General features: G+C 72.7%; 5 protein-coding genes. All 5 read left to right on the plus strand.

All coding sequences use genetic code 11. The features are described 5' to 3' along the window. The first annotated feature begins 25 nt into the window (after positions 1-25). The 5 genes from ABZ454_RS16915 (at position 26) to ABZ454_RS16935 (ending at position 16496) form a co-directional block, all read left to right on the plus strand. On the plus strand, positions 26-868 hold the full coding sequence (locus ABZ454_RS16915) for an ABC transporter ATP-binding protein (RefSeq protein WP_359538750.1): 843 nt from the start codon (positions 26-28) through the stop codon (positions 866-868). Positions 869-981: 113 nt separating this feature from the next. Continuing rightward, on the plus strand, positions 982-2040 hold the full coding sequence (locus tag ABZ454_RS16920; RefSeq protein WP_359538683.1) for an iron-siderophore ABC transporter substrate-binding protein: 1059 nt from the start codon (positions 982-984) through the stop codon (positions 2038-2040). A gap of 40 nt (positions 2041-2080) precedes the next feature. Beyond that, positions 2081-3868 carry an ABC transporter ATP-binding protein gene (locus ABZ454_RS16925; RefSeq protein ID WP_359538685.1) on the plus strand — a complete coding sequence of 596 codons (1788 nt, stop codon included), beginning with the start codon at positions 2081-2083 and terminating at the stop codon, positions 3866-3868. A gap of 54 nt (positions 3869-3922) precedes the next feature. After that, positions 3923-14809 carry an amino acid adenylation domain-containing protein gene (locus tag ABZ454_RS16930; protein WP_359538687.1) on the plus strand — a complete coding sequence of 3629 codons (10887 nt, stop codon included), beginning with the start codon at positions 3923-3925 and terminating at the stop codon, positions 14807-14809. Continuing rightward, positions 14796-16496: an ABC transporter ATP-binding protein gene (locus tag ABZ454_RS16935; protein ID WP_359538690.1), complete on the plus strand. Its 1701-nt coding sequence runs from the start codon at positions 14796-14798 to the stop codon at positions 16494-16496. Before ABZ454_RS16930 ends, ABZ454_RS16935 begins: the two co-directional genes overlap by 14 nt.

The raw sequence follows: 16496 nt of genomic DNA on the forward strand, positions 1-16496 counted from the left end.
GGACTACCCGGACAAAGGGGGGCCTGTGGCCGTTCACCACACCACCACCGAGGTCGAGTCGGTGGGCAGGGACGCACCACGGCTGGAAGCCAGGGGTGTCACGGTCGGATACGGCGGCCGCACCGTCATCGACGGTCTGGACGTGGTGATCCCGCCAGGCGTGATCACCACGATCATCGGCCCCAACGGCTGCGGCAAGTCCACCCTGTTGCGCACACTGACCCGCCTGCTCAAGCCGGCCAGGGGCGCGGTGGTGCTGGACGGGGAGGACATCGCCGCGCTCAGGACCAGGGAGGTGGCGAAGAAGCTCGGCCTGCTCCCGCAGGCGCCCGTGGCCCCGGAGGGGCTGACGGTGGCCGACCTGGTCGCCAGGGGGCGGCATCCGCACCAGAGCTGGCTGCGGCAGTGGTCGTCGGACGACGCCGGCGTCGTCGCGGCCGCCCTGGCCATGACCGGGGTGTCCGAACTGGCGGACCGGCCCGTCGACTCGCTGTCCGGAGGGCAGCGTCAACGCGTCTGGATATCGATGGCCCTGGCCCAGGGCACCGATCTCCTGCTGCTGGACGAGCCGACCACGTATCTGGACCTGGCGCACGCGATCGATGTGCTCGACCTGGTGGACGACCTGCACGAGTCCGGACGCACCGTCGTGATGGTGCTGCACGACCTCAACCTGGCCGCCCGGTACAGCGACAACGTCGTCGTGATGCGGGAGGGCGCGATCCTGGCGCAGGGGCACCCGCGCGACGTGATCACCGCTGAGCTGCTGGACGAGGCGTTCGGGCTGCGCGCGCTGGTGATCGACGACCCGGTGGGCGACCGGCCCCTCATCGTGCCGATCGGTCGTACCCACGTGTCGCTCAACTAGGTTGCGTCACAAGGAATTACGACAGTTAGGCTAGGCTACCCTCACTTTCTCGGGGTAAGGTTTGGCTGCCCTTACAGGGGCTCAGTGGACAGTGCGAAGGCAAGGGAATCCGGATGCTCCTCCATAGAACGATGCCCACGAAGCCCTGGCGGCGGCTGGCGGCGACGGTGTCCGCCGCGACCCTCGGCATCGGCCTCCTGGCGGGATGCGGTTCCGACTCGGCGGACGAGACGGACGCGTCGAGCGACAAGGCGCCCGCCGCCGCCGGCGCGTTCCCGGTCACCGTGGAGCACGCGTTCGGATCGACGGAGATCACCAAGGCGCCCGAGCGGGTCGTCTCGGTCGGTTACACGGACGACCAGACCATCCTGGCGCTCGGTATCAAGCCGGTCGGCATGGTCGACCAGTATCCGAACCCCGCGGGCAAGACCCCCGACATCAACACCCAGTGGCCCTGGGTGAAGGACAAGTGGGGTGACACCCGCCCCGAGGTCATCATGAAGAACGGGGACGCGGGCCCCAACTACGAGAAGATCGCCGCTCTGCGGCCCGACCTGATCATCGCCGTCTACTCCGAGGTCGACCAGGCCGCGTACGACAAGCTCTCGAAGATCGCCCCCACGGTGGGCCGCACCAAGGCCGAGAAGGAACCCTTCAGCGCGCCCTGGCAGGACAACGCGGTCCACATCGCCAAGGCGCTCGGCAAGGAGGCCGAGGGCGCCGCGATGGTGAAGGGCATCCAGGGCAAGCTCGACGCGGCCGCCGGGGCCCACCCGGAGTTCGCGAGCCAGACCGCGGTGGCGTTGTCCTGGTACGAGAAGTCCGTGGCGCCGTTCACCACCACCGACGTGCGCGGACGCCTGGTCACCGGCATCGGCTACAAGGGCGCGACGGAGATCGACAAGATCGCGGGCGGCACGTTCTACACCGTGCTCTCGCCCGAACGCATGGACCTCGTCGACGTCGACCGCATCTTCGTCATCAACGACAAGGCGGACCAGGAAGCGCTCAAGAAGTCCGAGCTCTTCGCCAACCTGTCCGCGGTCAAGGAGGGAAGGGTGTCGTACCTGCTCGACAGCGAGGGGCCGGCGGTCGGCGCGGCCATCTCGCAGGGCACCCTGCTGTCGCTGCCGTACGCGATCGACGAGCTCGTCAAGTCGGTCGACCAGTGACATCGGCCCGCACCCTCGGCCGGCCGGCCCCGGCCCGCGTGTGAGCACGGGCATCCGGCCCGCCCCGGCGACGCTGCGCACGGCCACCGGGCGCGAGGCCGCCCGGTGGATCACGGACCACTGCCTGGAGGTGCCGTGGCTGGCAGCCGCCACGGTCCTCACCACGGTGGCCGGCGCCGCGCTCCAGGTGCTCCCCGTGCTCCTGCTCGGCCAGGTGGTCGACGGGGTGGTCGAGGGTGCGTCGCGTGAGCTCCTCGTCACGATCGGGGTGCTGATGGCGGCCGCCGCGCTGCTGGGGGCGACGGCCACCGCGGGATCGGCGTACCTCATCGGGCGGCTGGGCGCGGATCTGCTCGCCCGGCTGCGCGAAGGCGCCGTCCGCGCGGTGCTGGCGATGCCCAGTGCGCGGATCGAGCAGGTCGGCCGCGGGGACGTGCTGTCGCGGGTGGGCGACGACGTGGCCGTACTGTCGAGGGGCATCCGGTCGGCCGTTCCCACGGTGTTCTCGGCGGGGGTGCTGGTCGCCATCGCCACGGCCGGCATGTTCGGGCTGGACTGGCGGCTCGGCCTGGCGGGCGCCGGCGCGCTCCCCGCCTACGCGCTGGCCCTGCGCTGGTACCTCCCCCGGTCCGCACCGCTCTACCGCAAGCAGCGGGCGGCCCAGGCCGACCGGGCGCAGGCGTTGATCAGCGGCCTGAACGGGATCGACACGGTCCGGGCCTACCGGCTGGAAGGCGCGTTCCGCGAGAAGGTCACCGCTGAGTCGTGGCGGGTGCGTGAGCTCGGCATCGAGGTGTTCCGGTTCTTCGGCCGCTTCGTCGGCCGGGAGAACCGTGCCGAGTTCATCGGGCTGGTGCTGATCCTGCTGGCCGGATACGCCCTGCTGGAAGGCGGTGCGGCCACCCTCGGCGAGGTGTCGGCCGCCCCGCTGGTGTTCCACCGGCTGTTCACCCCCCTCGGCGCCATCATGTTCACCTTCGACGAGGCGCAGAAGTCGGGCGCGAGCCTGACCCGGCTGGTCGGGGTGCTGGGGGAGGACGCGGAACACCGCCTGGTGGGCGACGCCACCCAGGCGCCGGCGGAAGCCGGCGCGTACCGGGTGACGGTGGAGGGGCTGACGTTCAGCTACCCCGATGCCGAGGAACCGGTCCTGAGGGACGTCAGCCTGACGATCCCGGCGGGCGGCTCACTCGCCCTGGTGGGAGCGACGGGCGCGGGCAAGTCGACCCTCGCCGCCCTGATCGCGGGCATCGGGACCCCGCAGGCCGGCTCGGTGCGGATCGGACCGTACGACCTCGCCGGACTGGACGAGGCCGGGGCGCGGGCCCTGGTGAGCATCCTGACGCAGGAGAGCCATGTGTTCTCCGGTCCGCTTGCCGAGGATCTGCGGCTGGCCGCGCCGGAGGCGACCGACGCCGAGCTGACGGACGCGCTGAGGACGGTCGGTGCGGGCGCGTGGGCCGACGCGCTGCCGGACGGACTGCGGACCCTGGTCGGTGAGGGCGGTGAGCGCCTGGACGTCACCAAGGCGGCCCAGATCGCCCTGGCCCGGCTGGTGCTGGCCCGGTCGCCGGTGGTGGTCCTGGACGAGTCGACGGCGGAGGCCGGCAGTGAGGGCGCCGCCGAGCTGGAACGGGGCGTGCTCGCCGCGTGCGCGGGCCGGACCACGCTGTTCGTGGCCCACCGGCTGACCCAGGCGATGGCCGCGGACCGGATCGCCGTACTGGACGCGGGGCGGGTCGTGGAGCAGGGGACGCACGAGGAACTGGTGGCTCTGGGGGGCCGGTACGCGCGGCTGTGGCGCGCCTGGCGCGAAGGCAGTCGGTGAACCGGAGCCAGGTGGACAACGTGGGACTAACTCGGATGGGAAGCGGAGTCTTCGATGCTGGAACCGGGCGTTCGTGCCGTAGTGCTTTCCGAATCGGGTCTGGCCGGCCTGCGCCGGCGAACCGGTGATCACAGCGACCGGACCCTCACCACCGCGTGCGCCATCGGCCTGTCCTACTGGGCGAGGGGACGCGGTCCTGAGGGCATGGACCTCACCCATGGCACCCAGTTCACCGACGTCCTCGGGTGGGTCGGCAACGGCGGCCGTGGCGCGGACGGTTGGGCGGTCGGCGCGGACGGCCGCAGCATCGCCGTCCCCGAAGGCATCGCTCCGGCCGATGCCCAGCTCGCCCTGGACGACCTCGCCGACTTTCCCGACCGCCCGCTCGGGACCATCGGCCCCTCCGGCGTCGCGGCGAGGACCGAAACCCTGGCACGGTGGAACGACACCGAGGCGGGCCGGATCCGCCCCACCCTCGTGGAGATGTTCCACGAGCAGGCCCGCCGGCGCCCTGACGCCCTCGCGATCGTGGACGGGCCCCGGTCACTGACGTACCGCCAAGTTGCGGAACGAGCGGCGCAGTTGGCATACCACCTGATCGAGCGTGGGCTCACCGCCGAGCAGGTCGTCGGGATCTCGCTGGGCCGCTCCGCCGCCATGGTCATCGGGCTGCTCGGTGTGCTCGAGGCGGGAGGCGCGTTCGTCCCGCTCGATCCGCAGTGGCCCGCCGCGCGCCGGGCCGTCGTGATCGAGGACGCCCGGGTCGTCCTCCAGCTCACCGGCACGGGCGAGCACCCCCCAGGTGAGCCGGAGGCCGTGGCCGTGGACCTCGGCGACTGGGGGTACGCGTCCTATCCCGCCGAGGGCCCCGGGGTCGCCGTCCCCGGACCCGCCCTGGCCTATGTGATCTTCACGTCCGGCTCGACCGGCCGGCCCAAGGGAGCGATGATCCGGCACGAGGCGATCAGTGAACGCCTGTTGTGGCAGGCCGGCGAGATCCTGCACTTCGGACACGACGACGCGTCCCTGTTCAAGGCGCCCCTGTCCTTCGACATCTCCATCAACGAGATCTTCCTGCCGCTGGTGCGCGGCGGCCGGCTGGTGGTTCTGCGGCCCGGCGGCGAGCGCGACCCCCAGCACCTGCTGAGCGTGATCGCCGAGCAGCGCGTCACCTTCACGTACCTGGTCTCGTCCATGCTGGACGTCCTGCTGGAGATGGCGGGTGACTCCGGGCAGCTGGACAGCCTGCGGCATGTGTGGTGCGGCGGCGAGGTGCTGACCCCCGAGCTCTACGAGCGCTTCCGCAGCCGCCTCGGCATTCCCCTGTACCACGGCTACGGCCCGGCCGAGACGACCATCGGCGTCTCGCACGTCATCTACCGGGGCGCGGCGGAACGCCTGTCGACATCGATCGGCAAGGCCAACCCCAACACCCAGTTGTACGTGCTGGACGACGAACTGCGCCCGGTCCCGGTCGGGGCCGGCGGCGAACTGTACGTGGGCGGCTTCCTCCTGGGGCGGGGGTACGTCAACGCGCCCGGCCTGACCGCGTCGCGCTTCGTGGCGAACCCGTTCGCGTCCGACGGATCCCGGCTGTACCGCACCGGCGACCTCGCCCGGTTCGCCCCGGACGGCTCACTGGACTTCCTCGGCCGGGCCGACAACCAGATCAAGATCCGGGGGATGCGCCTGGAGATCGAGGACGTCGAGGCCGGTCTCGCCGAGCACCCCGGCGTACGGCACAGCTGCGTCGTCGCCAGGAGGAACCCGGCGGGCGGCACCTCCCTCGTGGGGTACGTGATCCCGGCCGCCGGCAACGAGGACCTGCACGTCGAAGAGGTCAGGGCATGGGCCGCCACGCACATGGTGGAGTACATGGTGCCCGCCCACACGGTCGTGCTGCGGGAGTTCCCGCTCACCGCCAACGGCAAGATCGACCGGGCGGCGCTGCCGGAGCCCGTGCCATCCGCCGGACCGGTGCGCGCGCCCGTCACCGAGAACGAGCGCCTGGTCTGCGCGGCCGTGGCCGCGGTGCTGCGGCTGGAGCGGGTCGGCGTCGACCAGGACTTCTTCCGGCTCGGCGGGGACAGCATTTCGGCGATCTCCCTGCTGAGCGCGCTGCGCGACGCCGGTCTCCACGTCACGGCCCGGCAGGTCTTCACCCACGGCGTCGTCGGAGCCCTCGCCGCCGTCGCGACCCGCGAGGACGCCTCCACGGCGCGGGACGACGATGTCGCGACCGGGCCCGTCGTGGGGCCGCCCATCGTCCAGTGGCTCGGCGAGACCACGGACGCGGTCGACGGCTTCGTGCAGTCGGTGGTCCTGAACACCCCGCCCGACCTGACCACCGGCGCCCTGGACGAGATCCTCACCGCCGTGGTCCGCCACCACGCCATGCTCCGGGCCGGACTGGTGCGCGGTGAGCGCTGGGGCTTCGACGTGCCGGATGCGGACACGGCCGTCGCCGGGTGGCAGGAGAGCGGCCGGCCGCTCGACGCGTGCGTCACCCTCGCCGTCGCGGGGCTCGACCCGGACAACGGAGTCATGCTTCGCGCCGTCTGGCGCCGCGCGGCACGGCAACTCGTCGTGGCCGTCCATCACGTGGTGATCGACGGCGTCTCCTGGCGGATCCTGATGGAGGACCTCGCCACGGCCTGGCGGCAGGTCACCTCGGGAGCCCCGGTCGAACTGCCCCCGGTGGGCACGTCGTTCCGGCGCTGGACGGAGCTCCTCGGACACACCGCCTTCGACGCGGACCTCGCCCACTTCGGCCGCCCCCTGCCAGGTGTGGACCATCCCTTGGGCAGGCGGGCGCTCGCCGAGGACGACACGGTGGCCCGCGAGCGGAAGCGGACCGTCCTGGTCGGTCCCGAGATCACGGCGGCGCTGCTGAGCGAGGTCCCCGCGCGGTTCCACGCGGGCGTCAACGACGTGCTGCTGACCGCGCTCGCCGTCGCCCTCGCCCGGTGGCGCCGCGACCTCGGCCAGGACCAGACGTTCGCGCACATCGAACTGGAGGGCCACGGCCGCGAAGGCCGCTTCGTCGCGGACGCCGCCGGCTTCGAGCCCGAACTGTCCCGCACCGTCGGCTGGTTCACCACCCTCTTCCCGGTGACCGTCGATCCGGGCGCCACCACCGATCCCACCTCCCCCGCGTACCTGGCCGCCGCGCTGAAGGCGGTCAAGGAGGACCTCGCCCGGGTGCCGGCCAACGGTCTCTCGTACGGCGTCCTGCGCTACCTGGCCGGCGCCCGGTTCGACGCGCCCGCGCCCCAGGTGCTGTTCAACTACCTGGGCCGCTTCGAGGCGGACACCGCCGGGGACTGGCAGCTCGCCGGGACCACGGGGCAGCTGGGTGAGAGGCGCGACCCGCGGATGCGCCTGCCGCGCGCCCTGGAGTTCAACCTGATCGCCGAACCGGCGGTGGCCGGTGGGTACGAACTGGTCACCACCGTCTCCTGGCCCGACGGCATGTTCACCGACGAGGACATCGCCGCCGTCGGTGAGTACCTGAGGGAGGCCCTGGCCCAACTGGCCGCGCTCGAAGGGGGCGGCCACTCGCCCAGCGACTTCGGCTCGCTGCCGCTCACCCAGTCCGATGTCGACGCCCTGGACGGCCCCGGCCTGCACGACATCCTCCCGTTGACCCCGTTGCAGGAGGGCCTGTACTTCCACTCGGTCTTCGACGACGAGTCGGCGGGCAGCTATGTGGAGCAGCAACTGCTGACGCTGGAGGGCGAGGTGGACGCGGGACGGCTCGCGGCGGCGGCCACCCGGCTGCTGACGCTGTACCCCAACCTGGCCGCACGGTTCGTGGCCCTCGCCGACGGCCGGGTGGTCTCCGTACTGGAGAGCGGCGCCGAGGCGCCCTTCACCACACTGGACCGCCCCGGCGTCACCGATGCCGAGATCCGCGCGTACGCCGAACAGGACCGCCGCGCCGGGTTCGACCTGGCCACCGGCCCGCTGATGCGTTACACGCTCGTGCGCGGCGGCGCCGGCCGGAACGTGCTGGTACAGACCGTGCACCACATCATCGCCGACGGCTGGTCGGTGCCGCCGATGCTCCGCGCGCTGCTGGCCGAGTACCACCGGCCGGGGACCGCGTACCGGACCGGCGGCTTCCCCGACTACGTGCACTGGCTCGCCGGACGCGACGGCGAGGAGAGCGACCGCGTCTGGCGCGACCAGCTCGACGCACTGCCCGGACCCTCACTGGTCGCCGAGGGCCACACCCCCTCCGACCGGTTCGCCGACACGGCCGTGGAGCCGGCGGACGACGTCGAGGCGGCCGCCCGGGCGGCCGGCGTCCCGTTGAGCGTGGCGGTGCACAGCGCCTGGGCGGTGACACTCGGCGGCATCCTGTCCGGCCAGGACGTGGTGTTCGGATCCACCGTGTCCGGGCGGGACGCGGATGTGCCCGGCATCGCCGACATGGTGGGCCTGTTCATCAACACCGTTCCCGTGCGCGCCCGGTGGACCGCGACCACCACGGCGTCCGGTCTGCTGGCCTCGGTGCGGGAGCACCAGAGCGCCGTGCTGCCGCACCAGCACGTCTCGCTGGCGAGGATCGGACGGCTGACCGGCGCCCGCTTCGACACCCTGGTGGTGTTCGACGTGGCGACCGACGTGGCCGCTCTGCGCGGACCGGAGGACGACCTCGTCATCACCGGCATCGTGAACGAGGGGGCGCCGCACTACCCGTTGACGCTGGTGGTGGAACGCGCCGACGACGGCCGGCCGCGCTTCAACCTGATCTACGACGGCGCGCTGCTCAGGCGATCGGGCGCCTCGGCGATCCTGCGGACGTTCACCCGCACTCTCACCGGCCTGCTCACCCGGCCGGACGCGCTGGTGGAGGACCTGGCGGCCGACGACGGCCGGCGCCCGGCGCCGGTCGAGCCGACGACGCTGGACGCCCTGTTCGACGCCGCCGCACTGCGCGACCCGGCCGCCGTCGCCGTCACCCAGTGCGGCCTCGACGGCGGCAGCAGGTCGCTCACCTACGGCGAACTGCTGACGGCGAAGGACGAGTTGGCCGAAGCACTGCGGGCGACCGGGGTCGGGCCGGGTGGACGCGTCGCCGTCGCCGTCCCGCGCTCCGTGGAACAGGTCGTCGCCCTGCTCGCCGTCGTCACCGCGGGCGGCGCGTACGTACCGCTGGACCTGGCGTACCCGGACGAGCGGCTGGCGTACATCCTGGCCGACGCCGCGCCGCAGGTCGTCCTCGTCGGCCGTGAGCACCGGGACCGCTTCACCGGTCTGCTGACCCGTGCGGGCGTCCGGGCCCGGGTGCTCGCACTCGGGGACGCGCTGCCGCGCACGGACGAGCCCGCCCCGGACACCACGGGCCCGGCCCCCCACGACCCCGCGTACATCATCTACACATCCGGCTCCACCGGCCGGCCCAAGGGCGTCGTCGTCCCGCACGCCTCCGTGGTGGCACTGCTCGCGAACACCCGGTCCGCCATGGGCTTCGACGCCCGTGACGTGTGGGTCCAGTTCCACTCGTACTCCTTCGACTTCGCCGTCTGGGAGCTGTGGGGCGCACTGACGCACGGCGGTGAGCTCCTGGTGCCGGACTACGCGCTGACCCGCTCCCCGGTGGACTTCCACCGGCTGGTCCGGGAGCGGGGAGTCACCGTGCTCAACCAGACCCCGTCGGCCTTCTACCAGTTCGCCGAGGCCGACCGGCACGCCGGCGGACCGGCCACCGCACTGCGCCGGATCATCTTCGGCGGTGAGGCGCTGGATCCCGCGCGGCTGCGCGGCTGGGTCGAGCGGCACGGCGCCGGCTCGCCCCAGCTGGTCAACATGTACGGCATCACCGAGACCACCGTCCACGTCACCCACCGGGTGCTCACCGACCAGGACTTCGCCGGTGACGCCAGCCCGATCGGCGGTCCGGTCCCCGGTCTGCACACCTATCTCCTCGACGACCGTCTCCGGCCGGTGCCGCCCGGCCGGGTGGGCGCCATCTACGTCGCGGGCGACCAGGTGTCGCTCGGTTACCTCGGCAGGCCGGGGCTCACCGCGGGCCGGTTCGTGGCGAACCCGTTCGCGGGGGACGGCTCCCGCATGTACCACACGGGCGACCTCGCCCGGCGGACGCTCGACGGTGACCTGGAGTTCGCGGGACGCGCCGACGACCAGGTCCAGCTGAAGGGCTTCCGCATCGAACTCGGCGAGGTGGAGTCGGCGATCAGGGAACTCGAGGGCGTGGTCGACGTGGCCGTCACCGCGTCGGCCGGCGGCGACCACCTGATCGCACACGTGGTGGGCCGGGCACCCGGCGACCTCAGCGGCCTGCTCGCCGCGAAGCTGCCCGCGCACATGGTCCCGGGCCAGGTGCGCCGGGTCGACGCGCTGCCGCTGACGGTCAACGGAAAGCTGGACCGCGGGGCCCTGGCCGGGCACAGCGCGGCGGACCCCGCCCCCGGACCCGCGACCGGACCCGCGACCGGCTCCGCGCTCGCCGCACTGGTCGGCGTCTTCGGCGAGTCCCTGCCGGGCTCCACCGTGGACGCGGACACCGACTTCTTCGTGGCCGGCGGTGACAGCATCCTCGCGATCACCGTGATCAACCGGGCGAGGGCGCTCGGGCTGTCGATCGCACCGCGGGACGTCTTCCTGTTCAAGACCCCGCGCGCACTGGCCGAGCAGCTGGAATCGCGCACACCGCCGACCGCGCCCCAACCGGTCCGCCGTGAGGACGGCCCACTGCCCGCGACCCCGATCATCCTGCGCAAGCGGGAACTGGGCGGCTCGCTCGCCCGGTTCGCCCAGGCCAGGACACTGGTCGCGCCCGAAGGCACCGGGTACGGCGATGCCGGACGCGCCGCGAACGCCGTCGTGGCGGCGCACCCCGTCCTCCGGCTGAAGCTGGACGTCGAGCACGGCGTGTGGGCCCTGCGCACCGCACCCCACCGCGAGGTCACCGTCGTCCGGGCGGAGACGACCGACGCGACGGCCGCCGCGAACGAAGCCGCCGGTCGCCTCGATCCGCGGACCGGGGACGTCATCGCGTTCTCCTGGCTGCCGGAGAGCCGGACCCTCGTGGTCGCCGTGCACCACCTCGCCGTCGACGCGGTGTCCTGGCTGATCCTGCTCGACGACCTGGCCACCGCCCTGAGCGGGGCGGCCCTGGCACCGCCCACCACGTCCTACGCGGAGTACGCGGAAGCGATGAGCGCCCGGTCCGCCGAGGTGGCAGGGGTCGGGGACTGGATCACCACGCTCGCGGCGCCCCCGCTGCTGCCCGCCGTCGCGGGCCTGCGCGAGAGCGCCGTCGTGCTTCCGCCCGACGTGAGCGACCGGGTGACCCGTACCGCGCCCGCCGCACTCGGCATCGGTCTCACCGAGCTGCTGTGCGGAGCGCTCCGCACCGCGCTGACGGCCATCCAGCGCTCACCCACCGACCTCGCGGTCGATCTGGAGCGGCACGGCCGGTTCCCCGTGCGGGAGCACCACGACTACACCCGCACGGTCGGCTGGTTCACCGCCATCGCCCCGGTCCGGCTCACGGCGCACACCGACCCCGTCGAGGCGGCGCGCGAAGTCGCCGGACGCCGGCCGGACGAGGACGGGCACGCCGCCTACGGCCGGCTCAGGTACCTCGATCCGCAGACGGCCCCGTTGCTGACCGCCCACCCCCAGGTGCTGTTCAACTACCTCGGCCGGGGCGGCGAGTCCCACGCGCCGCGCATCACCGGCGCGGATGAGCGCAGTCCGTACGCCGTCGAGGTCAACGCGTGGACCGACGAAGCCACCGGCAGCCTGCACGCGGTCTTCACCCTCGCCGACGGCATCCCCGACGAGATCACCGGGCACTGGCGGACCGCGCTGGAGCACGTCGCGGACGCCTCCAGCACGGCTGAGCGCACCGCGCCGGTCACCCCCCTCCAACGGGGCCTGTACTTCCAGGCCCAGATGGCGGGCGCGGCCGGACACTATGTCGCACAGAGCTACTTCACGTTCGACCGGCGCCTGGACGCCGATGCGCTGGCCGAGGCGATGGCGTACGTGATCGCCCGGCACCCGGTCGTCGGTGCGGGCTTCGCCACCGACGACCGCGGGAACCCGGTCCAGGTCCTCAAGGCGGGCCGCCGCGTCGCTGTCCGCACCGTCCACCTGACGACGGAGACGGAGGCCGACGCCCTGCGCGCCAGGGACCGCGAGACCGGATTCGACCCGGGGGAGCCGCCGCTGATCCGCCTGACCGTGGTGCGTCCGCCCGGCGGCCGCGACCGCCTGCTGCTCAGCTACCACCTGCTCCTGTGGGACGGCTGGTCCCGCGAGATCCTCCTGCGGGACCTGTTCGCCGCCTACCGGTCCCTCGTCGAGGGCGAACCGCTGGAAGAGGTCCCGCTCTCGCCGGGCTTCGAGGACTACGCCCGCACACTCGCCGCCAAGGACCCCGCCGTGGCGGAACGCTTCTGGGCGGAGCACCTGACCGGCCTGACCGGACCGACGCTGCTCGCCGGACCGCGCCCGGCCGGCACGGACGAACTGCCGCGCGCGCTCGTCCGCACCCTGTCCGCCGAACTCTCCGACCTGCTGCGGGACGCGGCCAGGACGCACGGCGTGACACTGAACTCGGTGCTGACCGGGGCGTTCGGCCTGCTGCTCGGCGCGCACACCGGCCGCGGCGACGCGGTGTTCGGTGTGACCGTCTCCGGCCGGGAGGGCGCGGGACTGTCCGGGATCGTCGGTGTGCTGCTGAACACCGTGCCCCAGTGGACCCGGGCCCGGCCCGACGACACGGTCGCCGCCTACCTGACGGCCGTCCAGGCGGCCCGCGTCGAGGCGATGGAACACGAGCACCTGGGCCTCGGCGAGATCCAGCGGGCCAGTGGACACGACAGCCTGTTCGACAACCTGTTCGTGCTCCAGAACTTCCTGGACCCCGACGCGTTCGCCGAGATGAACGCCCGGCACGGCATCACCTCGGTGCGGTCCGAGGACTCGACCCACTACCCGTTCACCTGGGTCGTCACGCCCGGAGACCGGCTCACCGTCAAGCTGGAGCACCGCGACGACGACCCGGCGAACGCCCGCCGCCTCCTCGACGACTACCTGCGCGTGCTGGAGGACCTCGCCACGTCGGACGGCCCGGTCGGCGCCCTGCGCGGGGTGGGTACGCCGCCGGAGCCCCCCGCTCGTACGGATGTCGGCACGGACACCGTCGTCGACCGGTTCGACGTGGCCGCCGACCGCGATCCGCAGCGGGTCGCCCTCGTCGCCCACGGCCGCGCCATGACCTTCGCGCAGCTCCAAGACCGCAGCCGCGCGGTGGCGGGCGTGCTGGCCGCGCGCGGCATCGGACCGGAGCGGACCGTGGCCCTCGCGATCCCGCGCTCCCTCGACTCGATCGTGGCGCTGTTCGCCGTGCTGCGCGTCGGCGCCGCGTACGTGCCGCTGGAGCTCGACCATCCGGACGAGCGGATCGCCGCCATCGTCGACGCCGCCCGCCCGGACGTGATCCTCACGGTGAGCGCGGTGTCGCCCCGGCTGACCGGCGAGCTGATCGAGCTCGACCGTCCGCTGCCCGCGGCCGCGCCGTACCGGACGTTCGCGCCGGACGATCCGGACCGGCTGCGGCACCCCGCGTACACGATCTTCACCTCGGGATCGACCGGGAAGCCCAAGGGCGTGGTCACCGAGTACGCCGGACTCACGAACATGCTGATCAACCATCAGCGGCGGATCTTCGAGCCGGTGCTGGCGGAGCACGGACACCGGGTCTTCAGGATCGCGCACACCGTGTCGTTCGCCTTCGACATGTCGTGGGAGGAGCTGCTGTGGCTCGCCGACGGCCACGAGGTGCACATCTGTGACGAGGAACTGCGCCGCGACGCGCCCCGGCTGGTCGCGTACTGCCTGGAGCACGGGATCGACGTCATCAACGTGACCCCGACCTACGCGGGGCAACTGGTGGCCGAGGGGCTGCTCGACGACCCCGGACGGCGGCCCGCGCTGGTGCTGCTGGGCGGCGAGGCCGTCACCCCGGCCCTGTGGCAGCGGCTCACCGAGACCGAGGGCACGGCCGGCTACAACCTGTACGGACCCACCGAGTACACCATCAACACCCTCGGCGTCGGCACCTTCGAGTGCGAGGACCCGGTGGTGGGCGTCGCGATCGACAACACCGAGGTGTACGTGCTGGACCCGTGGCTGCGGCCGCTGCCGGACGGCGTCCCCGGAGAGCTGTACGTGTCGGGTGTCGGCATCGCCCGCGGCTACCTCGGGCAGCCGGCCCAGACCGCGCACCGGTTCGTCGCGTGCCCGTTCGGCGCACCCGGCGAGCGGATGTACCGGACCGGGGACCTGGTGGTCCGGCGGCCCGACGGGAACCTGATGTACCTGGGCCGCACCGACCAGCAGGTCAAGATCCGTGGGCACCGCGTCGAACCGGGCGAGGTCGAGGCCGCGTTCGCCGCGCACCCGGCGGTGCGGTTCGCCGCCGCCGTCGCGCAGCCGGACCCGCAGGTCGACGGAGCGTACCGGCTGGCCGCCTACCTGGTGCTCGACGGCTGCGATCTGGCGTCCGTCGCCGCCGAAGTGGGCGCCGCCCTCCCCGACTTCCTGCGCCCCACGCACTACGCGCAGGTCGACCGCATCCCGCTGACCGTGAACGGGAAGGCCGACACCAAGGCGCTGCCGGAGGCCAAGCCACTGGGTGTGCTGACGACAGTCGCCGAACGCGCACCGCGGACCGACACCGAGATCGCGGTGTGCGCGTTCTTCGCCGAGGCCCTGGACCTGGACGACGACGAGGTCAGCGCGGTCAGCGACTTCGTGTCCCTCGGCGGGCACTCCATGCTCGCGGTGCGTCTGACCGGGCTGCTCCGCCGGGAGTACGGCCCGGTGGTCACGATCCGCGACCTGCTCACCCTGCGAACCCCCGAAGCGATTGCGGGTCACCTCGATGCGCGCTCCTGACCCCCGCCGGCCCCTGCGAGGAGCCGGCATCCTCCGCACCGCTCTGCGCCGCAACAGGGGAGCCATGGTCCGGGGCACCGTCCTCATGGGCCTGTACCAGGCGGGCGAGACCGCGTTCCCGATCGCGCTCGGGCTGATCGTCGAGCACACGCTGCAGGACCGGAGCCCCCGTTCCCTCGGGGTGTCGATCGGCGCGCTGGCCCTGATCATCACGACCGTGTCGCTGTCGTGGCGGTTCGGGATGCGCGTCCTGCAGAAGGCCAACACGACCGAGGCGCACCGCTGGCGGGTAGCGGTCGCGGCGTGCGGGCTGCAGCCGGTGGACCGGCCCATCGGTCTGAAGTCCGGCGAGGTGCTGACCATCGCCACCGAGGACGCGGACTCCACCGCCGACATCGTCGAGGTGGTGCCCCTGCTGATCAGCTCGCTCGTCGCGGTCCTGGTCGCGGCCGTCGCGCTGGGTCTGGCGGACGTACGGCTGGGGCTGCTGGTGATCGCGGGGACCGTCGTGATCCTGACGATCCTGAGCGTGCTGTCCAAGCGGATCGGCGCCAGTACGCAGGAACAGCAGGCCCGGGTCGCGCGGGCGGGCGCGAAGGTCGCCGACCTGATCACCGGTCTGCGCCCGCTGCACGGATTCGGGGGCAACCACGCGGCGTTCGTGTCCTACCGGAAGGTCAGCGCGGAGGCCAGGCGCCAGGCGATCACCGTCGCCAGGGTGAACGGCGCGTACGCCGGCGCCGCGCAGGCCCTCAACGCCGTCCTCGCCGCGGCCGTGACGCTGACGGCCGGCCGGCTGGCGTTCGACGGGGAGATCACCATCGGGCAACTCGTCATGGCCGTGGGCCTCGCGCAGTTCGTCATGGAACCGCTGAAGATGTTCTCGGAGATGCCGAAGTACGTGATGACGGCCCGTGCCTCGGCCGAGCGGATGGCACTGGTCCTGGCGGCGCCCGCGGCGACGACCCCAGGGCCCCAGCGCCCGGCCGCCGGCGGGGACCTGGAGATCGACGGTGTCCGCTACGGGGCGCTGCGCGGGCTGCGTCTGCGGGTCGCCGCCGGTGAGTTCGTGGCGATCGCCGCCTATCAGCCGCGTGCGGCAGCCGACTTCGCGTCGGTCCTGGCCGTGAACGTCCCGGCGCACGCCTACGGGGGAGCGGTACGGATCAGCGGGCGGGAGATCGCGGACCTGCCGGTCGAGGCGGTCCGCGAGCACATGCTGGTGAACCCGTACGACGCGGAGATCTTCGCGGGCACGCTCCGGACCAACATCGATCCGTCGGGAACCAGCCGGATGGTGCCCGAGGCCGTCGAGGCGTCCCTGCTGACCGACGTCGTCGCCCTGCACCGGGCGGGACTCGACCACGCCGTCCGCGACCGCGGCGCGAACCTGTCCGGGGGACAGCGCCAACGGCTCTCCCTGGCCCGCGCCCTGGCCGCCGACACCGACGTCCTGGTGCTGCACGACCCGACCACGGCCGTCGACGCGGTCACCGAACAGCTGATCGCGCGCAACCTGGTGAAGCTGCGCCGGGGCCGCACCACCGTGGTGATCACCAGCAGCCCGGCCGTCCTGGACGCGGCCGACCGGGTCCTGGTCCTGGACGGCGGCGTCATCACGGCCGAGGACACCCATCGCGCCCTTCTCGCCACCGATGAGGCCTACTGCCTGGCGGTGGCACGATGA

This window comes from Streptomyces sp. NPDC005803, assembly GCF_040630435.1.
Lineage (GTDB): Bacteria > Actinomycetota > Actinomycetes > Streptomycetales > Streptomycetaceae > Streptomyces.